Origin of the sequence: Streptomyces sp. NBC_00876, from assembly GCF_045207435.1 — a bacterium.
In the GTDB taxonomy this organism is placed as follows: Bacteria; Actinomycetota; Actinomycetes; order Streptomycetales; family Streptomycetaceae; genus Streptomyces.
Genome location: NZ_CP108800.1, coordinates 6180273 through 6202253, shown reverse-complemented (window position 1 = coordinate 6202253; position 21981 = coordinate 6180273). Strand labels below are relative to the sequence as shown.

Genomic DNA, 21981 nt, shown 5'->3' with positions numbered 1-21981 from the left:
GGCGACGCTGAAGGATCCACCGAGGTCATCGGCATCACCTTTTCACCCGAATGCCCCAAATCAACAATCGCCTCGCCGCGCGTCGTCATTGCCAGTCGGCCGCCGCGTCAACTTCCATCCATCGCCATCGCGTTCGACGAACCCCAGTGAGTGCAGTTCGTACAGCTTGCCAAGCGCCTCGTCGGCGCTCGTTCCCGCGGCGCGTGCCACCTCGCGCCCGTTGACGGCGCCCCCGGCAGGAACCGCGTCCAGAACCCTGCCGCAGACGGCGTCCAGAAGGTCCCTGGGCAGCACCGGACCGCGTCTGGGAGGGGCCAGTTCCCCTATGTCACCCACCAGTTCAGCGACTTCGGCGGCGTCCGTCACCAGGACGCCCTCTCCCCGCAGGAGTTCATGGACGCCTGCCGACAGACCGCTGGTGGCGGGCCCCGGAACTCCCATGACGAAGCGGCCGAGCCGCTGGGCGCCGCGGGCCGTGGCCAGTGAACCGCTGCGGTATTCGGCCTCGACCACGACGGTTCCTCTCGTCAACGCGGCGATCACTCTGTTCCGGAGGATGAACCTGCTGCGGGTCGGGTGATCGGCCGGCGGCAGCTCGCCGATGACGAGCCCCTGTTCGGCCATGCGCCCGATCAGTTCGGCATGTCCGCGGGGGTAGGCGACGTCAACCCCGCAGGCCAGGACCGCCATCGTCGCTCCGCCGGCCGCCAGGGCGCCCCGGTGGGCCGCCCCGTCGACCCCGAAGGCCGCCCCCGAGACGACCACCCACCCCAGCTCCGCGAGCCCCGCACCCAGCGTCGTCGCCATGTGTGCCCCGTACGGCGTGCAGGCGCGGGCGCCGACCACGGCGACCGAACGCAGGGCCCAGAGCCGCAGATCGGCCTTCCCCCGCACCCACAGCCCGGTCGGCCTGGCGTCGCCCAGATCGTCCAGCTGGCTCGGCCACTCCCGGTCACCCGGGCAGACGAAGCGCCCGCCGACCGCGGCGACCGCCGCCAGGTCCCGCTCCGGGTCGACGCCCACGGCCCGCAGCCGATAGCCCGCCAGCCGCCGCACCGTCATACCGCTGAGCCGCTCGGCCGATCCGTCCCGGTCCGTGATCCGCCGCATCAGCTCGGCGCCACCGCACTCCCGCAGCCATCTGCCGCCGCGCTCGTCCCCCGGTTCCAGGACCCTGGTCAGTGCCGCCCGTGCCAGCCGCTCCCGTTCGCTCACCCCGCCGGGCATCCGCACCCGGTGCTGCGGGGCGGCCCCCGCACCGTTGTCCCCCGCCGGACCGGCTCCCCCGGCGGCCGCCCCGCGCCCCTCGGCCCCCGTCCCCGTCATGGCGCCCCCGCCGCCATCGAGACCCCCCGGGGGATCCCGCTCCGCAGTTCCAGCGCCATCGCGATGTCCGAGGCGTCGGGGCGGTCGGCCCCGCGGAGGTCCGCGACGGTCCACGCCACCCGCAGGACCCGGTCCAGGCCGCGCGCGGTGAGCAGGCCGCGCTCCATGTCCCGCTCGGCCGCCATCAGCGCGCCCGGCGCCGCGGCCAGCCTGGTCCGCAGCTCATGCCCCGGCACCTCGCTGTTGGTGGTCCAGGGCGTGCCGGCCAGCCGCTCGCCCGCCCGCTCCCGGGCTTCGCGCACCCGGGCGGCGACGGTCTCGGTCGGCTCACCGCGGCCACCACGCCCCATCAGGTCCTCGCGCCTGACCGGGTCCACGACCACACGCAGGTCGACCCGGTCGAGCAACGGCCCCGAGAGTCTGGCCTGGTAGCGCCGGACCGCGGACGGCGGGCATTCGCAGCCGGCCCCGCTCAAGGTGTGCCGCCCGCACGGGCAGGGGTTGGCGGCCAGCACCATCAGGAACCGGGCCGGCAGCCTCACCACCCCGGCACTGCGCGCCACCACCACATGCCCCGACTCCAGCGGCTGACGCAGCGCGTCCAGCGCCCGGACGGAGAACTCCGGCGCCTCGTCCAGAAAGAGAATCCCGCGATGAGCCAGCGAGACCGCGCCGGGCCGCGGCAGGCCGTTGCCCCCGCCGACCAGCGACTGCATGGTCGCCGAGTGATGCGGAGCGCAGTACGGGGCGCGGGCGACCAGGGGCTCCCCCGGCGGCAGGATGCCCGCCACCGAGTGCACGGCGGTCACCTCGAGGGACTCCTGCCTGGTCAGCGGCGGCAGGATCGCCGGCAGCCGCTCGGCCAGCATCGTCTTGCCCGCGCCCGGTGGGCCGGTCAGCAGGAGATGGTGGCCGCCGGCCGCGGCGACTTCCAGCGCCTTGCGCGGCCGCTGCTGTCCCGCGACGTCCGCCAGGTCCGGCCAGGCGCCCTCGCCCGCCGCCCGGCCCCTGGCGATGCCGGTGCCCATCCCGGCGCCGGGCATCATCAGCCCGGCCAGCATGGTGTCGGGACGCCCCTGTTCGCGGGCCTCCGGTTCGTCGGGCACCGGCTCGTCGCACAGGACGGCGATCAGCTGCCGCAGGCTGCGCACTCCGAGCACGGAGACCCCGGGGACCAGGGCCGCCTCGCCCGCGGTCTGTTCGGGCACGACAACCTGCCGGTACCCGGCCTCCGCCGCCGCCAGGACGGCGGGCAGTACCCCGCGCACCGGCCGTACCCGGCCGTCCAGCCCCAGCTCCCCGATCATCACCACGTCGGCGATCGACGCGGGATCGATCCGCTCGGCGGCGCCGAGCACCGCACAGGCGACAGCCAGGTCGAAGCCCGAACCCGACTTGGGTACCGAGGCGGGGGACAGGCCGACCGTGAGTTTCTTCTGCGGCCACTCGGCCCCGGAGTTGACCACCGCGGCCCTGACCCGGTCCCGGCTCTCCACCAGGCTCTTGTCCGGGAGCCCGACCAGGGTGAACGCCGCCACCCCGGCCTCCAGGTCCGCCTGGACCTCCACCACCACGCCCTCGACACCGACCAGTGCCACCGAGCAGGCACGCGCGAACCCCATCAGGCCACCCCCCGCGCATGCTCGGCCAGGGGCGCGCCACGCCTGGGCAGCACCACGCCGACGAGGTCGATCCGCACCCCGCCCGGCGGCGGACCGCCGTGCCGGTCCAGCCAGAGTCCGGCCAGCCGCCGCAAACGGTCCGCCTTGGCCGGGGTGACAGCGGCCATCGGATGCTCGAAGGCCCCCGCCCTGCGGGTCTTCACCTCGCAGATGACGAGCGCGTCACCGTCCCTTGCGACGATGTCGATCTCACCGGCGCGACAGCGCCAGTTCCGTTCCAGTACGGACATGCCCGCGTCGGCCAGCAGCCGCGCCGCCACGTCCTCGCCGTACCGCCCGAGTGCCCCCCGTGCGTTCATATCGGCACCACCTCCGGTACCGACTCTGACGCTTCGGCCCCCCGTCAGTGGATCTTGGTGGACAAGCAGGCGATTGTGGAGAACTCAGCCACCCGGAAGCTCGAGATCGCTCTTGTTGAGCTCCTCGATGTTGACGTCCTTGAACGTCAGCACCCGTACCTGCTTGACGAACCGTGCGGGCCGGTACATGTCCCAGACCCAGGCATCCGCCATGGACACCTCGAAAAACACCTCGCCCTGGACCGAGTGGACCTGCATCTCGTAGTCGTTGGTGAGGTAGAAGCGCCGTTCGGTCTCGATCACATATTTGAACAGACCGACGACATCGCGGTACTCCCGGTAGAGCTTCAGCTCCATCTCGGTCTCGTACTTCTCGAGGTCCTCGGCGCTCATTGACATGTTCCCCTTCAGCCGTGCGTTCCCCCATTGTGCGCCAGGCCACGGCGCCCCGGATGCTCAGGCGATTTCGGGGGCCAGGACCAGTGGCGTACGCGGAGGACCCTCGTCGAGCAGTGTGCGGAGCAGCCCGGCGAGTCTGGTCGGGTACACCGTCTCACGCGCCACCGACAGTTCGGCGGAGGTCCACCACCTCAGACCCGAGACACTGCGGCGTTCCAGCCCGGTCTGACCACTGGTGTCCGTCGTGGTCCGTGCCGTCCGGGCCAGGAAGTACCACTCGTCCTGCTCCCAGCGCCGTCCGTCGAACGGAAAGGAGCACATCCGCTGCCAGAGCAGCGGACCCAGCTCGACCTCCGTGATCCCGGTTTCCTCGGCCAGTTCGCGCAGTGCGGCCTGCTCGCGGGTCTCGTCGCCCTCGAGACCGCCGCCGGGAGTGAACCACCAGGTGCTCGCCGGATCCTCCGGTTCGAAGCCGTGCATCAGCAGAATGCGGTCGTCCGGGTCCAGGAGCACCAGGCGGGCGACCTTCCGCACCTCAGCCGACACCGGCGGTCGCCTTGTCCTGCTTGCTCCGCTTCGACCGGGAGGACCGGGCCGCGAGGGGGCCGTACACGGAACCGCCCAGGATGAGCACCACGCCCACGGCCATGGCTCCGAGCTGGAGCTTCAGCGGCCCTTCGGACGAGACCCCGCCCGGCAGCGCGGCAAAGGCCTGCGGCCGTCCGATCATCCCGCCCATCGGCCAGGCGACCGCATCCACCCGGGCCTGCACGGCGCTGCGCGGCACCGACCCCTGCCCGCCGTCCTCCAGATGGACCCGGGAGTCCAGCGAAACCCTGCGGTCGTCGCCCAGGAGGAAGAGCTTCCCCTTCGGCACCTCGGCCGTGAAGTCGCTCGCCGAGGCCGGGTCCACCGTCTGCAGATACGGTTCGTCGACGGGTATGCCGTTGACCGTGAGCCGGCCGTCCTTCCCGCAGCAGGCGACCTTGTCGCCGCCGATCCCGACGACCCGCTTCACCATCGGCATGTCACCCCACGCGGGGTCGGTGAACACGACCACATCGCCCCGGCGCACCTCGCCGCCGTCCACCCGCTGCGCCAGGACCCGGTCGCCGGCGTTCACCGTCGGCGTCATCGACTCGGTCGGCACCGTGTAGGGCCGGTACACCACGGCTCCCCAGGCGAAGCCGCCGAGGAAGAGCACACAGCCGACGGCCACGGCCAGTCCGGACAGCATGCTGCCCAGCCGTCCGCGGCCGTCATCGTCACGTCCTGTTCCACTCATCCCAGCGTCCCCCATCGGAGATCGACAATCGCTGATCCGAGTCGGCACCCTACCCGGCGGTACGTCCCTCGGTCAGCCTCCGCCGGCGCAGGAGCACGATCGGCAGCGCGCCGGCGAGTCCGGCCACACCCGGCGCGGCGGCGGCCACGGCGCTCACGCCCGGCTGGTCGAAGGTGTCCGGGACGGACAGCGCCGCCCAGTGGTTCAGCGGCCAGGCCACCACCACGGCCCGGCCCACGACCTTGTCGACCGGCACGAAGCCCTTGTTCGCGTCGTTGGTGTGGTAGCGCGAGTCCGAGGAGTCCTGCCGGTGGTCGCCCATCACCCAGATCTTGCCGTCGGGCACCTTGAACGGGCCGAAGGGCGCGTCGTCGCAGGCCGACCCGCCCGGGAAGATGTACGGCTCGTCGAGCGCCTTCCCGTTGACCTCGACGGGACCGCCCTTCTTGCACTCCACGGTGTCACCGCCGATCGCGATGGTCCGCTTGATCAGGTCCTTCTCCTCGGACGACGGCATCAGCCCGACGAAGCTCAGAAACTTCTGCACCACATTGGGCGTAGGGGTCGGCTCCCCGTTCAGCCAGCCGGCCGGATCGTGGAAGACGACCACCTCGCCGCGCTCCGGCTCCGAGCCGAACCACGGCGTCAGCTTGTCGACCAGCACCCGGTCGCCCCGCTGAAGGGTGTTCTGCATCGAATCCGACGGAATCGAGAACGCCTGCACCAGAAACGTCTTGATCAGCAGCGCGAGAATCAGCGCGATCCCGATCAGCAGCGGCAGCTCCTTCCAGAACGAGCCGGGCTTCTTCGCCTTCCTGCCGCTCCCCCGCGGACCACGCGCGCTCCCCGGCGCGTCCTGATCCGGTGTCACCCCCGCAGGATCGGAGCCGGACCCGGCGGCCCGCTCGGGCTGCTTCGTGGACTGTCCCTGTTCAGAACGTGCTCCGCCTGCCACGTCACTCACATTCATTCCTCACTCTGCGCCAACGCCTGCCCACGGGGCCGTGTCGAGGACAGGCCCGCCGTCCTGGATAACGAGTGGGGGTTCCGCAGGGCCGCTCCGTCTCCGGACCGCCTCTGCCGTCCGGGGCCGCCGGGCACGCGGCCCGCCCACCACGGACGACCGCCTCCGGCGGTCCGGCGTGCTCGCCGGTCCACCGGAGGCGGCTCATCGGTTACTTCGTCTGCCCGGCCGCGGTGCGGCTCCGCCTGCGCCAGAGCACGATCGGGAGCGCGCCCGCGATGCCGAGCGCACCCGGCGCCAGCGCCGCGGCGGCATTCAGCCCCGGCTGGTCGAAGGTCTTGGGCACCGGAAGGGTCGCCCAGCGGTTGACCGGCCACGCGATCACGATGGCCCGCCCGACGACCTCGTCCGTGGAGACGGTGCCACCGCCCGGAAGATCCTGGTGATACCGCGAGTCGAGGGAGTTCTGACGGTGGTCGCCCATCACCCAGATACGGCCCTTGGGGACCTTGACCGGACCGAACGGATCGTCGTTGCAGGGGGTGTTGCCCTCGAAGATGAACGACTTGTCGTCCAGCGCCTTGCCGTTGACCGTGACCGGGCCGTTCTTCTTGCACTCCACCGTGTCACCGCCGATCGCGATGACCCGCTTGATCAGGTCCTTCTCCTCGGCGGACGGCATCAGCCCGATGAAGCTCAGGAACTTCTGCACCACATTGGGATCGGGAGCCTGGGTGTCCTCCAGCCAGCCGCCCGGATCGTGGAAGACGACCACCTCGCCGCGCTCCGGCTCCGAGCCGAACCACGGCGTCAGCTTGTCGACCAGCACCCGGTCGCCCCGCTGAAGGGTGTTCTGCATCGAATCCGACGGAATCGAGAACGCCTGCACCAGAAACGTCTTGATCAGCAGCGCGAGAATCAGCGCGACGCCGATGAGAAGCGGCAGTTCCTTCCAGAAGGGGCGGGGCGTCTTCCGGGCCGTGCTGCCACTGCCCGCGGAGCCGCCGTCACCCTGCGCCCCGTCACTCTGCGCTCCGTCGTCCTGCGCCGCGTCACTCCGCGCTCCGTCCGCCGTCGTCCCGGCGGGCTCGGCATTCCCCGGAATGCCCGGCCGGTCCTCGGGCTCCTCGTGTCCGGATCGTGCGCCGACCGCCAAATCCCCCACATCCACTCCTCACTCCGTGCGACCGCCTGCGTCCTAGCCGGTGCAGGCCCACCACTCCCATAACGAGCGGGAGTTCCGCAGGGGTCGGGAGCCGGATCATTCCGTTGGGATCCTGGGACACACTATTCGACGGTGCGGAGGCCGCCGCCGTCCTGGCGCGCGCGTCCGGGACCGAGGAAAAAGCCGAGCGTTCCTCCAGCCCGCTCCAGTGCCCGAACGGCCAGACGATCCACATGGCCCGTCCCACTACCGCATCCTCGGAAACCGTGCCGTCAGCCGTCTTGTCGAGGTGGAAGCGCGAATCGGCGGAATTGGAACGGTGGTCGCCCATGACGAAGAGACGCCCCTGAGGAACCTTTACCTCGAATTTGATCGTGGAAGGGGAATCCCCGGGAAAGACATAGGGCTCGTCGACCGCCACCCCGTTGACGATGAGCCTGCCGTCCCTCTCGCAGCATCTCACCGTGTCGCCGCCCACCGCGACCACCCGCTTGATCAGATCCTGCTCGTCGTCGGAAGGAAGCAGGCCGATGAAGGTCAGCACCTCCTTCACCTGCTTGATGACGACGGGCGACCTCTTCTCCGTCACCGGATTCGGCGGCGGCCAGTCGGCGGGGTTCTTGAACACGACGACGTCGCCGCGGTGCGGCCTGGCCCCGAACCAGGGCGTCAGCTTGTCCACGAGCACCCGGTCACCGATCCGGATGGTCTGCTCCATCGACCCCGACGGGATCACGAAGGCCTGCACCAGGAACGTCTTGAGGACCAGCGCGATCAGCAGCGCCACCGTGATGAGGAGCGGTATCTCCTTCACGGCCGACCTGCGCCGTCTCCTCTTCACCTTGCGGGCCAGTTTGCGCCGCTCCGCCCGGGTGGGCAGCGAACGCGCGGCAGTCGGCCGGGTGCCGGTGGGCAGCGGTATGTCCGGGTCCGCCGCGCCGTGGCCCCGCCCGCGGTTACCCATGGTTCGCCGCCGGCGCCGGTACGCCGTCGAAGGCGGTGGTGCCCGGCAGTGAGCCCACCCGGCCCAGCGGCCAGCCGAACCAGTCGACCCGGCCGATCACCTTGGAGACCGGCACCATCCCACCGCCCGGCCCTCCCAGATGGTCACGCGAGTCACTGGAGCGACTGCGGTGGTCGCCCATCATCCACAGCGTGCCGTCGGGAACGACGATGTCGAAGGGGACCCGGGACGGCGCATCCCCCGCGAACAGGTAGTCCTCGTCCAGCGCCCGGCCGTTCACCTCGACCCTCCCCCGCTCGTCGCAGCAGACCACCCGATCGCCCCCCACACCCACCACCCGCTTCACGAAGTCGGTCTCGGCGGGCTCCGCGAGCCCCAGGGAAGCCGCCGCGCCGTGCAGCAGCCCGGTGACGGGGTTCCGGGGCTCGGGTTCCTGGACGAAGGAGCCGGTGCCGTCAAAGACCACCACGTCCCCGCGCCGCGGCACGGAGCCGAAACGGTACGCCAGTTTGTTGACGAGCACCCGGTCCCCGACCTGCAGCGTGGACTCCATCGAGCCGCTGGGGATCAGGAACGGCTGCACCAGGAACGCGCTGAAGAGCAGCACCACGGCCGAACAGACGGCACCGAGCACGAGGACGCGCCGCCACGGCATCGAGGCGGCGAAACGCTCCGGGATACGCGAGAAGCGCGACCCCTCCTCCGGTCCCGTAGCGGGTTCGAAGGAGCGGTCGCGCTCCTGGGGCTTTGCTTCCGTGTCCATCGGGGCCAGAGCCTATCCGGCCGTCCTGTGGACCAGGGAGTCAGCTCAGCGGTCGCGCTTCTCCTTGATCTTCGCGGCCTTGCCGCGCAGCTCACGGAGGAAGTACAGCTTGGCGCGACGGACGTCACCGCGGGTGACGAGCTCGATCTTCTCGAAGATCGGGCTGTGCACCGGGAAGGTGCGCTCGACGCCGACGCTGAAGGAGACCTTGCGGACCGTGAAGGTCTCGCTGACGCCCGCGCCCTGGCGACGGATGACGATGCCCTTGAACTGCTGGATACGGGAGCGGTTGCCCTCGATCACGCGCACGTGGACGTTGACGGTGTCACCGGGGCGGAACGCCGGGACGTCGGTACGCAGCGAGGCGGCGTTGACGCCATCGAGCAGGGAAGCCATGTTGACTGCTTTCTTCGCCGATGCCACAGGTCATCGACGGGAGAGTGATGAATTCGGGATGCTGATCGCGTCGGACGGGCGTCGGGACCATCCCCATACGTATGAGGAACGCAACGGCCGCTTTCCCCCTGTGGCAGGGGCGCACGCCGGACGTACAGCAGCGGCCTATTCTTCCACGGCCTGGGGCCTGCGCCAAAATCGGCCACCGGGCTCCGGCGACCAGCCGAGGATGGAGAGCATCTCGCGGTCCTTCTTGTCGAAGGCCGTCGCCTCGCAGCGCTCGATCAGATCGGGCCGGTTGAGCGCGGTGCGGCGGAATGCCTCGTCCCGGCGCCAGCGCGCGATCCGTCCGTGGTGGCCGCTGAGCAGGACATCCGGAATCCCCCGGCCGCGCCACTCGGGCGGCTTGGTGTAGACGGGGCCCTCCAGCAGGTTGGCCATCGCGCCGGGGGCGAAGGAGTCGTCCCGGTGCGATTCGGCGTTGCCGAGCACACCGGGCAGCAGACGGGCGACCGCCTCCGTGATCACGAGGACCGCGGCTTCGCCGCCGGCCAGCACATAGTCACCGATGGAGACCTCGACGACCGGCATCCGGGTGGCGTACTCGTCCGTCACCCGCCGGTCGATGCCCTCGTAGCGGGCCGGGGTGAAGACCAGCCAGGGCCGCTCGGACAGCTCGACGGCGAGCTCCTGGGTGAAGGGCCGACCACTCGGCGTGGGCACCACGAGCACCGGGGAGTGCGCCCCGGCCTCGTAACCGTCCGCCAGCGCCTCGTCCAGGGCGTCGCCCCACGGCTCGGTCTTCATGACCATGCCGGGACCGCCGCCGTAGGGGGTGTCGTCGACCGTGTTGTGGCGGTCGTACGTCCACTCCCGCAGATCGTGCACATGCACGTCGAGGCGGCCGCGGGCGCGGGCCTTGCCGACGAGCGAGACGTTCAGCGGTTCCAGGTACTCGGGGAAGATCGTGACGACGTCGAGGCGCATCAGGCGTCTTCCCCGGGTTCGGCGGAACCGGACTCGGCCGCAGCCGCCTCCTCGTCGCGCGAGGAGGCCACGACCGCCTGGCTCTCGTCGATCAGACCCGGCGGCGGCGTGATCACCGCGCGCTGCTCCTCCAGGTCGATCTCGGCGACGATCTCCTCGACGAACGGGATCATCACCTCGGTGCCGTCGGGACGCTCCACGATGAAGAGGTCCTGGGACGGCAGGTGCGTGATCTCGGTGATCCGGCCGACCTCGGTGCCGTCGGCGAGGACCACGTCGAGGTCCATCAGCTGATGGTCGTAGAACTCCTCGGGGTCCTCCGGGAGCTCCGCCGGGTCGACGTCGGCGATCAGCAGCGTGTTGCGCAGCGCCTCGGCGGCCGTACGGTCCCGTACGCCCTCGAAGCGCAGCAGCAGCCGGCCGCTGTGCACCCGGCCCGTCTCGATCGTCAGCGGCCCTGTCGAGGCCGGCTCGGTGGCCAGTACGGCGCCGGGTCCGAGCCGGAGCTCCGGCTCGTCCGTACGCACCTCGACGGTGACCTCGCCCTTGATGCCGTGGGCGCGACCGATCCGCGCGACTACCAACTGCACCTTGTGTCTCTCCTGTCGTACGACGACGGGCCGGGGTGGGCGCATGGCCCTCCCCGGCCCGTGCCGGTGTTCAACTCTGTCAGCGAACCTGATCCACATCGACGAGGTCGACGCGGATACCACGGCCGCCGATGGCGCCCACGACGGTACGCAGCGCGCGTGCGGTGCGGCCGTTACGGCCGATCACCTTGCCGAGGTCATCGGGGTGGACCCGGACCTCGAGCACACGGCCACGTCGCAGGGTGCGCGAGGCGACCTGCACGTCATCGGGGTTGTCGACGATGCCTTTCACGAGGTGCTCGAGAGCCTCCTCGAGCATGCTCAGGCCTCGGTCGACTCGGCGGGCGCGGCGGCGTCAGCAGCCTCGTCCGCCTTCTTGTCGGCCTTCTTCGCCTTCTGCGTGATGGCCTCGCCCTTGGACTCCTCACCGATGTCCTTGGTGAGGGCCTCGAACAGGGCGCGCTTGTCAGCCTTGGGCTCCGGCTGCAGCAGCGGCGCGGGGGCCGGAAGGCCCTTGTGCGCCTGCCAGTCACCGGTGAGCTTCAGGATGGCGAGAACCGGCTCGGTCGGCTGGGCGCCGACGGACAGCCAGTACTGCGCGCGCTCTGCGTTGACCTCGATGCGCGAGGGGTTCTGTACCGGGTGGTACAGGCCGATCTCCTCGATGGCCCGGCCGTCACGGCGGGTACGGGAGTCGGCGACGACGATGCGGTAGTGAGGCGAACGGATCTTGCCCAGACGCTTCAGCTTGATCTTGACTGCCACGGAAGTGGTGTCTCCTGGTCTATGACGTGGTTGGGCACAACAAAGATGCCACGTGGGGTTGCGGTACTCGGAGTGCCCGATGGACGCGTCAGCCGGAGGAGAGAGGGGTCCTATGCGACTGTCGAGTACAGCTGTCCATTGTGCCACACCCCATCGCCTCACCCCACCGCGACCACTGCCTCCGGAATCCGGAACGGCTTTCCGCAGCCGCCGCACACGATCGGGGCCTGCGCGAGGACCGAGGGAACGACGCGCACATTGCGACCGCAGTCGCAGACGGCCTTGACCCGCACGCCCCCTCCGGAGGAGCCGTGCCGGGCGGCGGGGCCGCGGAAGGAGCGCTTGGTGTCGGCGGCGGTGGCGACGGTGTGCGCCTTGAGGGCGCGCTGCAGTCGTTCCATCGTCGGCCGGTACCGGCGCTTGGCCTCGGGATTGAGCGTGACCAGCGAGAAGCCACTGCTGGGGTGGGGCTCCTCGGCGTGATCGAGGCCCAGCTCCTCGGCGATCGCGAGGAATCGACGGTTGTGGTAACGGCCGGCGCGCGAGGTGTCCCGGACACCTCGGGCGGCGGCGATGCCATGGACTGCCTCGTGGAGCAGTCGCTCGAAGGAGAGCTCGGCGCCACAGGCGGACGAGGACTCTCCGATCAGGGACTCGGGTGCGGCGAGATCGGGCAGCTCGGAGTGGTACCGCTGAATGTCGGCCCACGCCTGTGCCAGCTCTGCGGCAAGTACAGGTGGTGTCGTGCTCACGTCGTGACAACGAGCGCGAGTGCCCCGGTGTTCCGATTCCGGGCCATCCCAAATATTTTGCACGTACCAGTCAGTTGCCATTGATGCGTCCTGACGAGGGCGGGTGCGCTGATCTGCGGAGAAGCCTCACAGCTCGCACCAAGGTGGTACGTAGTGACGTGTACGCCCGGGCGCGCAGGCGGTGCGTACGCCCCCCGGAACACCGCCGGGCGCCCGGCGCAGGAGCCGAGAGTACCGGGAACGCCACCGGCCCCCGCCACCCGCTCCCCGGTACGGCGGGCGGCCTCGCGGAAGGGGTGGAACACGCTCGACGTGCCCGCTCCCGCGTGCCGGGTGAGACTGGGACGGCAGAACGCGAGGCAGCCCCCTTCGGGCACCCATGCCGTCCGGGTGCCCCGGCCACGGTGCTCCTCACGGGCCGGAGCAGGGGCCGCGGCACGGGCCGGAACGCGGGCAACCATTGCCCGCAGACCCCTGGACGCGGCGGCGGATGCGCAGTTCTCTGGCTTACGGGGGAAGCGCGCACGAACGGGGACGGGCAGACCGTCCACTCGAACACGACCGATCGGCATCACCGGAACCTCGGCGGATTGGGGCGCATTCCATGACACCAACGCTCGTCCGGAACCACAGGCCCGCGGAGCCGTCCGCCCCGGCGGACGGCGGTTCCCGCGCCCGTGACTGGGCCGAGATCCAGGAGCGGATGCTGGCCCCGCTGTACGAGGCGGTGTACCAGCGGCTCGAAGTGGGACCTGCCACACGGATGCTCTCCCTCGGCTGCGGCTCCGGCCTGGCGCTGCTGATCGCGGCCCGCCGCGGAGCACGGGTCACCGGTGTCGACACGGACCCCGAACGGCTCGCGCTCGCCCGCGTCCGGCTCCAGGAGGGCCCGCAGGACGGCTACGGGTCCCCCGCCGCCGGACCGCGGCTCCTGGAAGCCGTCCCGGCGGCTGCGGGCGGCGGGCCGTACGACCTGATCACCGCGTTCACCCCGATCGGCTGCGCGCCCGGGGACGACGACGATCTGGTGCGGACGATCGCTGCCGCGGCGCCGGTCCCCGGCCGGGGCAGCACGGTCGTCCTGACCGGCTGGGGCCCGCCCGAGAGGTGTGCGACCGAGGCGGTGCTGCGGGTGGCGACCCGGCTCGCGGAGTGCTCGCGCGCACCACGGACCGGCGGCGGGCGCGGGGCGCGGCGGGACGATCTGGAGGACGTGGCGTTCCGGTCCGGGCTGAAGCCCGACGGCTCGGGGCGGGTGGCGTGCCCGTTCGGCTACGCGGACATGGACAGTGCGGTACGGGGCCTGCTGTCGACGCGGCTCTTCGACGCCGCGGTGCGGGCGACGGACCGGTTCCAGGTGGAGAAGGAGGTCGCGGAGGCCCTGCACCCGCACCGGCGCCGCGACGGCACGGTCTGGATGCCCAACGTGTTCCGCTACCTCGTCTGCACGGCATAGGAACTCCGGACCTCCGGGAGGCGGCGGGACTCCGGACCTCCGGGAGGAGCGGGACACCGCCGCCTCCCGGAGGTTCCGCTACTTGGCCAGCCGGGTGATTCCGGCGGCCCGGTAGGCAGCCGCCTCGTCCAGCGTCTCGTTGGCCAGCAGCGCCGTGGCCAGCGAGTCCAGCCGGTCGCGGTTCTCGCGCAGCAGCCGGCACGCCTCCTCGTAGCACTCGTCGACGATGCGCCGCATCTCCCCGTCCACCGCGTCCAGCGTCGCGGGCGCCGCCGACAGTCCGTACGCCTGCTGGGCATCGCCCGGGATCGCCGTCAGCCGTCCCACCCGGTGGCTCATGCCCCAGCGGCCCACCATGCCCCGGGCCAGATTGGTGACCTGCTCCAGATCGCTCTCCGCGCCGGTGGTGATGACCGCGAACACCACCTGCTCTGCCGCCATGCCGCCGAGCGCGCCGATGATCCGGCCACGCAGGTACTCCTCGGTGTACGCGTACTTGTCGGCGTCCGGCGTCGAGAGGGTGACGCCCAGCGCCCGGCCGCGCGGCACGATGGTGACCTTGCGGACCGGGTCGGAGCCGGGCTGGAGCATCCCCAGCAGCGCGTGCCCGCTCTCGTGGTACGCCGTCCTGCGGCGTTCCTCGTCCGACAGGACCAGCGAGCGCTCCGCACCGAGCTGGACCTTCTCCAGGGCGTCCGAGAAGTCGGCGTTGTCGACCTCGGGCTGTCCCCGCTTCACGGCGAGCAGCGCGGCCTCGTTGGCGAGGTTGGCGAGATCGGCGCCGGTCATCCCCGGAGTCGTCCGGGCCACCTGGGCCAGGTCCACGTCCGGGGCCATCGGGATCTTCCGGGTGTGGATCTCCAGGATCGCCTCCCGCCCGTCCCTGTCCGGCGGGCTGACCTGGACGATCCGGTCGAAGCGGCCGGGGCGGGTGAGTGCCGGGTCGAGGACGTCGGCACGGTTGGTGGCCGCGAGCACCACCACGCCCTCCGAGCCGGAGAAGCCGTCCATCTCGGTGAGGATCTGGTTGAGCGTCTGCTCGCGTTCGTCGTGCCCTCCCATGCCCGAGCCGCCGCCGCGGGCCCGTCCGATGGTGTCGATCTCGTCGATGAACACGATGGCCGGGGCGACCTTGCGCGCCTCGGCGAAGAGCTCCCGTACGCGGCCCGCGCCGACGCCCACGATCATCTCGATGAACTCGGAGGCCGAGGCGGAGAAGAACGGCACACCCGCCTCGCCCGCGACCGCCCGCGCCAGCAGCGTCTTGCCGGTACCCGGAGGACCCGCGAGGAGTACTCCCCCGGGCATGCGGGCGCCCATCTTCCGGTAGGCGTCCGGGTTCTTCAGGAAGTCGACGACATCGTCGAGCTCGCCGGCGACCTCGTCGATGCCGGCCACGTCCTTGAACGTCGTACGCCGGTCCCCTTCCAGCTCGACCGGCTTGGGCGGGGCCTTGCGGCCGAAGCCGCCCATCCCGCCGCCCATGCCGCCGCGCGACATCCGCCGGGCGATGAACACCCAGAGCAGCACGAGCAGCAGCATCGGTGCCAGCGAGATCAGCAGGTTGGCCAGGAAGCTGCGTTCCTTGACGACGGGCTCGGCGGTGACCGTGACGTCGTCCTTGACCAGTTCCGCCCAGAGGTTGTCGTCGGCGAAGGCGGGCCGCTGGGTGACGAACTTGGTGTACTTGTCGTCCTTGCCCGGGACCTTCGCCTCCTTCTTGAGCTGCCCCTGGATGGCGTCGCCCTTGGAGTAGATCTTGGAGACATTGCCCGAGGTGACCTGCTTGCTGAACTCCGTGTACGCGATCGTCGGCTCTTCGTCCCCGTTGAAGAAGGAGAGCACCAGATTGGCGATCAGATAGACGGCCAGCGCGGTCAGCAGGAGCCCGCCCCAGCCTCCCGGCATCTTCCGGCCCGGCGGCGGGGGCGGCGGTGCGCCTTCGGAACGCCAGGGCTGGTCGGTGCGGTCGCGGGGAGGTACGGGGTTGGTCACGCGGTCTCCTCTGACGACAGCCGTTGAGCCGACATTAAGGGAGAAATACGGGCGAAGCCCTCGGAGCGGGGGCTCGCTGGGCCCATGGAGGGACCCGCCGACCCGCACACGCCCATGGCGGGACCCCGGCGCCCGCACACGCCCGAGGGGGCGCCCGCCGTGAAGCGGGCGCCCCCTCGGGGACGTAGAACCGGCAGGCGGATCAGCCCATGAACTTCTTGAACTCGTCCGGCAGCTCGAAGTTCTTGTCTTCCTGACCGGCCGGCAGGCCGAACGCGCCGCCCTGGGCCGCCTGCTCGCGGCGGGCCGCCTCGGCCTGCTCCTCGGCCTTGCGCTTCATCGGGTTACCGCTCTTGCGCTTGCCCTTGGCCTGCTTGACCTGCTTCTTCTGCCGGCCGGGGCCGCCGCCCATGCCCGGCATCCCGGGCATGCCCGGCATGCCGCCGCCCTGGGCCATCTTCGACATCATCTTGCGGGCCTCGAAGAACCGCTCGACCAGGTTCTTCACGGCGCTGACCTCGACGCCGGAACCCTTGGCGATACGGGCACGCCGCGAACCGTTGATGATCGTCGGCTCGGCGCGCTCCTTCGGGGTCATCGACTTGATGATCGCGGCGGTGCGGTCGACGTCGCGCTCGTCGATGTTGTTGATCTGGTCCTTGATCTGCCCCATGCCGGGCAGCATCCCGAGCAGCTTGGAGATGGAGCCCATCTTGCGGACCTGCTCCATCTGGGCCAGGAAGTCGTCCAGCGTGAAGTCCTTGCCGCCCTTGCTGGACGCCAGCTTGGAGGCCATTTGGGCGGCCTCTTCCTGGCTGAAGGTCTTCTCCGCCTGCTCGATCAGGGTGAGCAGGTCACCCATGTCGAGGATGCGGGACGCCATGCGGTCGGGGTGGAAGGCGTCGAAGTCCTCGAGCTTCTCACCGTTCGACGCGAACATGATCTGCTTGCCCGTGACATGGGCGATCGACAGGGCCGCACCACCGCGGGCGTCACCGTCGAGCTTGGAGAGCACCACACCGTCGAAGCCGACGCCGTCGCGGAAGGCCTCGGCGGTGTTGACCGCGTCCTGGCCGATCATCGCGTCGACGACGAAGAGGATCTCGTCGGGGCTGACGGCGTCGCGGATGTCCGCGGCCTGCTGCATCAGCTCCTGGTCGATGCCGAGACGGCCGGCGGTGTCGACGACGACGACGTCGTACTGCTTGGTCCGGGCGTACTCGATCGAGTCCTTGGCGACCTGGACCGGGTCGCCGACGCCGTTGCCCGGCTGGGGCGCGTAGACCGCGACGCCGGCGCGCTCGGCGACGACGCTCAGCTGGTTCACGGCGTTGGGGCGCTGGAGGTCACAGGCGACGAGCAGCGGGGAGTGGCCCTGGCCCTTGAGCCAGACGCCGAGCTTTCCGGCGAGGGTCGTCTTACCGGCACCCTGGAGGCCCGCGAGCATGATCACGGTGGGCGCGGTCTTGGCGAACCGCAGCCGCCGGGTCTCGCCGCCGAGGATGGAGACGAGCTCCTCGTTGACGATCTTGATCATCTGCTGCGCGGGGTTCAGCGCCTGGGAGACCTCGACGCCGCGCGCCCGCTCCTTGACGTTGGCGATGAAGGACCGGACGACGGACAGCGCGACATCCGCTTCGAGCAGGGCGATACGGATCTCGCGAGCCGTGGCGTCGATGTCCGCCTCGGACAAGCGGCCCTTGCCCCTGAGGTTCTTGAAAGTCGCGGCAAGGCGGTCGGAGAGAGTATCGAACACGGCGCTCGTCGGTCCTCAGGGTCGGGGGCGGGGTCGGGTAGTCGTCCCCCAGGGTATCCGGACGCCGGGGAACGCAAAGCCCTCGCCCGGTTTACGTGACCGACAGGGGCCTTTCGCAGGGGCGCACGCCTCAGCCGAGCGCCTTCTCGACCTCCCGGGCCAGCTCCGCGGCCCGCTCCCCGGGCAGCGGCTCGCCGTCCGCGTCGGTGACGTAGAAGGCGTCCACGGCGTTCGCCCCCAGCGTCGACACATGCGCGCTGCGGACCCGTACCGCGCTCTGTTCCAGCGCCCGGCCGATCCGGTGCAGCAGGCCCGGGGCGTCCTGCGCGCGTACCTCGATCACCGTGGCCAGCCGCGAGCCGGCCGCGGCGACCGTCACCCTCGGCGGCGGGGCCTTCACCCCGCGGCGCCTGGGGTAGGCCGCCTCGCGCTCGGCGAGACGGGCCCGGATGTCCAGGGAGCCGTCCAGGGCGCGTACGAGGTCGGCGCGCAGCCGGGCGGCCTGGGGCAGGGAGCCGTACTCGGCCGCGACCCGCCAGCTGAGCAGCAGCAGGTCCGCGGTCTCGCCGAGCTCCGTGGGCAGTTCGACGGCCCGCAGGTCGGCGGCGCGGACGGTGAGGCGGTGCAGGGCGAGTACCCCGGCGGCGGCGGGCAGGACGCCGGGCCGGTCGGGCAGGGCGATGAGGAGTTCGACGCCGACGGGTTCGGCGGCGCCTTCCTCCTGCGGGGTCTCGGTCTGGGTGTGCAGGGCCAGAACGGGTTCGCCGGTGCGCAGGGCCTCGATGGCCAGGCGTTCCTGTTCGGCGCTGGGGGCGGCGGGCTCGGGCTCCTCGGGCGCCTCGCCCGCGAGGACGGCCGCGACACGTTTGACCAGGTCGGTGACGAGGGAGGCGCGCCAGGTGGACCAGGCGGCGGGCCCGGTGGCGAGTGCGTCGGCCTCGGTCAGGGCGTGCAGGAGCTCGAGTGTGGAGGCGGTGGAGACCGCGGTGGCCACGGAGCGGACGGTGGCCGGGTCGTCGAGGTCGCGCCGGGTGGCGGTCTCGATGAGCAGCAGATGGTGGCGTACGAGGGTGGCGATGACGCCCACGTCGTGCTGGTCGAAGCCGATCCGCGCGGCCATGTCGCGGGCGATGACCTCACCGGCGACGGAGTGGTCGCCGGGCCAGCCCTTGCCGATGTCGTGCAGCAGCGCGGCGACGAGCAGGAGGTCGGGGCGGCCGACGCGGCGGGTGAGGGTGGAGGCGCGGACGGCCGCCTCGACGAGGTGGCGGTCGACGGTCCAGGTGTGGACGGGGTTGCGCTGGGGCCGGCAGTGCACCCGCTCCCAGTCGGGCAGGAGCCGGGTGATCAGTCCCTCGGCCTCCAGGGCCTCCCAGACGGGGACGGTGGCCTCGCCCGCGCCGAGGAGGGTGACCAGTTCCTCCCGGGCCTCGGCGGGCCACGGCACCGGCAGCGGCTTGGCGGAGCCGGCGAGGTGGCGTACGACGTGGCGGGAGAGCGGGAGTTCGGACTGGGCGGCCGCGGCGGCGGCGCGCAGGACCAGGACCGGGTCGCGTTCGGGCCGGGCGGTGCGGGCGAGGACGACCTCTCCGTCGGCCTCGACGACCCCGTCGGCGAGCGGGGTGCGGTCGGTGGCCGGGGCCCTGCCGCCGCCGAGCATGGCGCGCAGCCGGGGGCGGACCGAGCGGGCACGCAGTACCCGGTTGACCTCGCGCCAGGTCACGTCGGTGGCGTAGGAGACGGTGCGGGCGGCCTCGTAGACCTGGCGCAGCAGCGCGTCGGCGTCGAGGAGGCCGAGCGCGTCGGCGACCTGGTCCTGTTCCTGGAGGGCGAGGCGGTCGGTGGCGCGGCCGGTGGTGAGGTGGAGGGCGTCGCGGGCGTCGAGAAGGATGCGGCGGGCCTCGGCGAGGCCCTCGCGGGGGGCGTCGGCGACCCAGGAGGCGGCGACGGCGCGCAGTGCGGTGGCGTCGCGCAGTCCGCCGCGGGCCTCCTTGAGGTCGGGCTCCAGGAGGAACTGGAGCTCGCCCTGGCGTTCGGCCCGTTCGCGGCAGAGCTCGTCGAGTGCGGGCAGCCGCTTGGGGGCGAGGTTGCGCCAGTCGGCGAGGATCGCGGTGCGCAGGGAGGCGACGAGACCGAGGTCCCCGGCGACGGGCCGGGCGTCGAGCAGGCCGAGCTGGACCTTGAGGTCCTCCCCCGCTGTCTTCCGGGCTTCGGCGGGGGTGCGCACGGAGTGGTCGAGGGCCAGCCCGAGGTCCCAGACGGGGTACCAGATGCGGTCGGCGAGTGCGGCGACGGCGGCTGCGTCGGCGGTGCCGTCGTGCAGGAGCACGAGGTCGAGGTCGCTGCGCGGGGAGAGCTCGCCGCGGCCGTATCCGCCGACGGCCACGAGGGCGGCGCCCCGGACGCCGGCGTGTCCGGCCGCGGTGGCGAAGAGGGCGGTCAGCCACTCGTCGGTGAGCGAGGCGAGGGCCGCACGGCGCGGCGGCCCGGACTGCGCCTTCTCCTGGAGAAGGCGCAGCCGGGCCGCCGCGTAGCCGCTGGGTCCCGAGTCCTCGGATTCGGTGGTCACTTCGGTGCTCGTCACCCAGCTGCCTTTCCGTGTGCGGAACAGTCGGTCAGAGTGCGTCCGGGCCGCGTTCCCCGGTGCGGACCCTGATCGCGGTCTCGACCGGCACGCTCCAGACCTTGCCGTCACCGATCTTGCCGGTCCTGGCGGCCTTGACGACGACATCGATGAGCTGTTCGGAGTCCTCGTCCTCGACGAGTACCTCGATGCGGATCTTCGGGACGAGGTCGACGGTGTACTCGGCGCCCCGGTAGACCTCGGTGTGGCCGCGCTGACGCCCGTAGCCGCTGGCTTCCGTGACCGTGAGGCCCTGGACGCCGAAGGCCTGGAGGGCCTCCTTGATCTCGTCAAGCCGGTGGGGCTTCACGACTGCGGTGATGAGCTTCATGCGTCCACCTTCTTGTTCGTCGGGGCTGCCGTGGTGCCGGGCGCGGGGGTCGTACTGCGCGGGGCCGCACCGCCGCCGGCGCCGCTGAAGTCGTACGCCGTCTCGGCGTGCTCGACCTGGTCGATGCCCGAGACCTCGTCGTCCTCCTCGACCCGCATCCCGATCGTCTTGTCGACGAGGAAGGCGAGGATCGCGGAGACGACCAGAGAGTACGCGAGGACCGCGAAGACACCGACGGCCTGCTTGCCGAGCTGATCGAGTCCGCCGCCGTAGAAGAGGCCCTTGGCGTCGGACTGGACTCCGCCGGTGGCGAAGAGGCCGATGAGCAGGGACCCGGCGACACCGCCGACGAGGTGGACGCCCACGACATCCAGGGAGTCGTCGTAGCCGAACTTGTACTTGAGGCCGACCGCCATGGCGCACAGCACACCGGCGATGGCACCGACGGCGATGGCACCGAGCGGGCTGACCGCGCCGCCCGCCGGGGTGATGGCGACGAGTCCGGCGACGGCGCCGGAGGCGGCACCGAGGGTGGTGAAGGAGCCGTGGCGGAGCTTCTCGTAGCCGAGCCAGGCGAGCATCGCGGCGGCCGTGGCGACCTGCGTGTTGACGAACATGACCGCGCCGACGCCGTCGTCGTTGCCGAGCCACGAGCCGGCGTTGAAGCCGAACCAGCCGAACCAGAGGAGACCGGCACCGAGCATGACGAGCGGCAGGCTGTGCGGCCGCATCGGGTCCTTCTTGAAGCCGACGCGCTTGCCGATCACGAGGATCACGCCGAGGGCCGCGGCACCCGCGTTGATGTGGACGGCCGTACCACCGGCGAAGTCGATGACGCCGAGCTCGAAGAGCCAGCCGCCCGCGCCCCAGACCCAGTGCGCGACCGGGAAGTAGACGACGGTGACCCAGAGGGTGATGAAGAGCGCCCACGAGGTGAACTTGACCCGGTCGGCGAGGGCACCGCTTATCAGGGCCGGCGTGATGATGGCGAACATCAGCTGGAAGACGGCGAAGACGTACACCGGGATGGTGTAGCCGTCCCAGAGTTCGGTGATGCCGATCCCGCTGAGGCCGACGTAGTCCGAGCTCCAGCCGATGATCGAACCGGAGTCGGTGCCGAAGGCGAGGCTGAATCCGTACAGCACCCACAGGATCGTGACGATCCCGAGGCTGATGAAGCTCATCATCAGCATGTTGAGGGTGCTCTTGACGCGGACCATGCCTCCGTAGAAGAAGGCCAGGGCCGGGGTCATGAGCATCACCAGGGCCGAGCAGATGAGCATGAACCCGGTGTTGGCGGCAGACAGCGTCGGGGCGTCTGCTGCAAGCGTCGTGATGCCTGGGGGCATCGGCGTCTCCTCGTCGTCGGTGCGGCCGCGTGCGGGGGCGGTGGGGGCTTAACCACGTGCGGGACCACTGGGGAAAAGGTGCGGGCCTTATGCGCCATGAGATTCGCCCAGCGCCGTTTCGGCCGATGCCGCAC

The 21981-nt window shown here is 71.1% G+C and carries 22 protein-coding genes; 1 reads left to right on the top strand and 21 read right to left on the bottom strand.

Annotated features, from left to right (window positions below; translation table 11 throughout):
• Positions 1 to 60: 60 nt before the first annotated feature.
• From dprA to OG782_RS27365, 16 genes are all read right to left on the bottom strand, one after another.
• The gene (dprA, locus tag OG782_RS27440; protein ID WP_406455333.1) at positions 61 to 1326 is read right to left on the bottom strand and encodes a DNA-processing protein DprA; all 1266 of its coding nucleotides are present in this window, start codon (positions 1324 to 1326) and stop codon (positions 61 to 63) included.
• Complete coding sequence (locus OG782_RS27435) at positions 1323 to 2948, bottom strand: YifB family Mg chelatase-like AAA ATPase (protein ID WP_406455331.1); 1626 nt, start codon at positions 2946 to 2948, stop codon at positions 1323 to 1325. Before OG782_RS27435 ends, dprA begins: the two co-directional genes overlap by 4 nt.
• A complete protein-coding gene (locus OG782_RS27430) occupies positions 2948 to 3307 on the bottom strand; it encodes a YraN family protein (RefSeq protein WP_406455329.1) in 360 nt (119 codons plus the stop codon). The genes OG782_RS27435 and OG782_RS27430 overlap by 1 nt, the downstream gene beginning before the upstream one ends.
• Positions 3308 to 3391: 84 nt before the next feature.
• The gene (locus OG782_RS27425) at positions 3392 to 3700 is read right to left on the bottom strand and encodes a DUF2469 domain-containing protein (protein ID WP_003965949.1); all 309 of its coding nucleotides are present in this window, start codon (positions 3698 to 3700) and stop codon (positions 3392 to 3394) included.
• Between the two features lie 63 nt (positions 3701 to 3763).
• Positions 3764 to 4252 (bottom strand): NUDIX hydrolase, encoded by a 489-nt coding sequence (locus OG782_RS27420; RefSeq protein WP_406455327.1) that lies wholly within the window; start codon positions 4250 to 4252, stop codon positions 3764 to 3766.
• Positions 4242 to 4991 (bottom strand): signal peptidase I, encoded by a 750-nt coding sequence (gene lepB / locus OG782_RS27415; protein WP_406455325.1) that lies wholly within the window; start codon positions 4989 to 4991, stop codon positions 4242 to 4244. The genes OG782_RS27420 and lepB (OG782_RS27415) overlap by 11 nt, the downstream gene beginning before the upstream one ends.
• A gap of 49 nt (positions 4992 to 5040) precedes the next feature.
• Positions 5041 to 5961, bottom strand: coding sequence for a signal peptidase I (lepB, locus tag OG782_RS27410; RefSeq protein WP_406455323.1), 921 nt, complete (start codon positions 5959 to 5961; stop codon positions 5041 to 5043).
• 205 nt (positions 5962 to 6166) lie between these two features.
• The gene (gene lepB / locus OG782_RS27405) at positions 6167 to 7111 is read right to left on the bottom strand and encodes a signal peptidase I (protein ID WP_406459309.1); all 945 of its coding nucleotides are present in this window, start codon (positions 7109 to 7111) and stop codon (positions 6167 to 6169) included.
• Entirely contained in the window at positions 7008 to 8084 is a 1077-nt protein-coding gene (gene lepB / locus OG782_RS27400) for a signal peptidase I (protein WP_406455321.1), read from the bottom strand. Before lepB (OG782_RS27400) ends, lepB (OG782_RS27405) begins: the two co-directional genes overlap by 104 nt.
• Positions 8077 to 8847: a signal peptidase I gene (gene lepB / locus OG782_RS27395; RefSeq protein WP_406455319.1), complete on the bottom strand. Its 771-nt coding sequence runs from the start codon at positions 8845 to 8847 to the stop codon at positions 8077 to 8079. The genes lepB (OG782_RS27400) and lepB (OG782_RS27395) overlap by 8 nt, the downstream gene beginning before the upstream one ends.
• A 45-nt stretch (positions 8848 to 8892) precedes the next feature.
• A complete protein-coding gene (gene rplS, locus OG782_RS27390; protein WP_311309993.1) occupies positions 8893 to 9243 on the bottom strand; it encodes a 50S ribosomal protein L19 in 351 nt (116 codons plus the stop codon).
• Positions 9244 to 9408: 165 nt separating this feature from the next.
• Entirely contained in the window at positions 9409 to 10230 is an 822-nt protein-coding gene (gene trmD, locus OG782_RS27385; protein WP_406455316.1) for a tRNA (guanosine(37)-N1)-methyltransferase TrmD, read from the bottom strand.
• A complete protein-coding gene (gene rimM / locus OG782_RS27380; protein ID WP_406455314.1) occupies positions 10230 to 10820 on the bottom strand; it encodes a ribosome maturation factor RimM in 591 nt (196 codons plus the stop codon). Before rimM ends, trmD begins: the two co-directional genes overlap by 1 nt.
• Before the next feature lie 79 nt (positions 10821 to 10899).
• A complete protein-coding gene (locus OG782_RS27375; protein WP_003980229.1) occupies positions 10900 to 11139 on the bottom strand; it encodes an RNA-binding protein in 240 nt (79 codons plus the stop codon).
• Between the two features lie 2 nt (positions 11140 to 11141).
• Complete coding sequence (gene rpsP, locus OG782_RS27370; protein WP_145765828.1) at positions 11142 to 11585, bottom strand: 30S ribosomal protein S16; 444 nt, start codon at positions 11583 to 11585, stop codon at positions 11142 to 11144.
• Between the two features lie 158 nt (positions 11586 to 11743).
• Entirely contained in the window at positions 11744 to 12337 is a 594-nt protein-coding gene (locus OG782_RS27365) for a hypothetical protein (protein ID WP_136329609.1), read from the bottom strand.
• 604 nt (positions 12338 to 12941) lie between these two features.
• On the opposite strand from OG782_RS27365, the gene OG782_RS27360 reads away from it, so the two are divergent.
• Positions 12942 to 13793, top strand: coding sequence for a class I SAM-dependent methyltransferase (locus OG782_RS27360; RefSeq protein ID WP_406455311.1), 852 nt, complete (start codon positions 12942 to 12944; stop codon positions 13791 to 13793).
• Positions 13794 to 13871: 78 nt separating this feature from the next.
• Here OG782_RS27360 and ftsH read toward each other — a convergent pair whose 3' ends face one another.
• From ftsH to OG782_RS27335, 5 genes are all read right to left on the bottom strand, one after another.
• Positions 13872 to 15788: an ATP-dependent zinc metalloprotease FtsH gene (gene ftsH, locus OG782_RS27355; RefSeq protein WP_406455309.1), complete on the bottom strand. Its 1917-nt coding sequence runs from the start codon at positions 15786 to 15788 to the stop codon at positions 13872 to 13874.
• Between the two features lie 202 nt (positions 15789 to 15990).
• Entirely contained in the window at positions 15991 to 17544 is a 1554-nt protein-coding gene (ffh, locus tag OG782_RS27350; RefSeq protein ID WP_406455307.1) for a signal recognition particle protein, read from the bottom strand.
• 130 nt (positions 17545 to 17674) lie between these two features.
• Positions 17675 to 20128 carry a [protein-PII] uridylyltransferase gene (locus OG782_RS27345; RefSeq protein ID WP_406455305.1) on the bottom strand — a complete coding sequence of 818 codons (2454 nt, stop codon included), beginning with the start codon at positions 20126 to 20128 and terminating at the stop codon, positions 17675 to 17677.
• 31 nt (positions 20129 to 20159) lie between these two features.
• Positions 20160 to 20498 (bottom strand): P-II family nitrogen regulator, encoded by a 339-nt coding sequence (locus tag OG782_RS27340; protein ID WP_136330688.1) that lies wholly within the window; start codon positions 20496 to 20498, stop codon positions 20160 to 20162.
• A complete protein-coding gene (locus OG782_RS27335; RefSeq protein WP_406455303.1) occupies positions 20495 to 21847 on the bottom strand; it encodes an ammonium transporter in 1353 nt (450 codons plus the stop codon). The genes OG782_RS27340 and OG782_RS27335 overlap by 4 nt, the downstream gene beginning before the upstream one ends.
• Positions 21848 to 21981 lie beyond the last annotated feature (134 nt).

What these genes read in the sequence shown, in the direction of transcription:
- dprA (WP_406455333.1), bottom strand. Translation starts at nt 1,326, where the DNA reads ATGACGGGGACGGGGGCCGAGGGGCGCGGGGCGGCCGCCGGGGGAGCC.
- OG782_RS27435 (WP_406455331.1), bottom strand. Translation starts at nt 2,948, where the DNA reads ATGGGGTTCGCGCGTGCCTGCTCGGTGGCACTGGTCGGTGTCGAGGGC.
- OG782_RS27430 (WP_406455329.1), bottom strand. Translation starts at nt 3,307, where the DNA reads ATGAACGCACGGGGGGCACTCGGGCGGTACGGCGAGGACGTGGCGGCG.
- OG782_RS27425 (WP_003965949.1), bottom strand. Translation starts at nt 3,700, where the DNA reads ATGAGCGCCGAGGACCTCGAGAAGTACGAGACCGAGATGGAGCTGAAG.
- lepB (WP_406455325.1), bottom strand. Translation starts at nt 4,991, where the DNA reads ATGAGTGGAACAGGACGTGACGATGACGGCCGCGGACGGCTGGGCAGC.
- lepB (WP_406455323.1), bottom strand. Translation starts at nt 5,961, where the DNA reads ATGAATGTGAGTGACGTGGCAGGCGGAGCACGTTCTGAACAGGGACAG.
- lepB (WP_406455321.1), bottom strand. Translation starts at nt 8,084, where the DNA reads ATGGGTAACCGCGGGCGGGGCCACGGCGCGGCGGACCCGGACATACCG.
- lepB (WP_406455319.1), bottom strand. Translation starts at nt 8,847, where the DNA reads ATGGACACGGAAGCAAAGCCCCAGGAGCGCGACCGCTCCTTCGAACCC.
- rplS (WP_311309993.1), bottom strand. Translation starts at nt 9,243, where the DNA reads ATGGCTTCCCTGCTCGATGGCGTCAACGCCGCCTCGCTGCGTACCGAC.
- trmD (WP_406455316.1), bottom strand. Translation starts at nt 10,230, where the DNA reads ATGCGCCTCGACGTCGTCACGATCTTCCCCGAGTACCTGGAACCGCTG.
- OG782_RS27375 (WP_003980229.1), bottom strand. Translation starts at nt 11,139, where the DNA reads ATGCTCGAGGAGGCTCTCGAGCACCTCGTGAAAGGCATCGTCGACAAC.
- OG782_RS27360 (WP_406455311.1), top strand. Translation starts at nt 12,942, where the DNA reads ATGACACCAACGCTCGTCCGGAACCACAGGCCCGCGGAGCCGTCCGCC.
- OG782_RS27340 (WP_136330688.1), bottom strand. Translation starts at nt 20,498, where the DNA reads ATGAAGCTCATCACCGCAGTCGTGAAGCCCCACCGGCTTGACGAGATC.
- OG782_RS27335 (WP_406455303.1), bottom strand. Translation starts at nt 21,847, where the DNA reads ATGCCCCCAGGCATCACGACGCTTGCAGCAGACGCCCCGACGCTGTCT.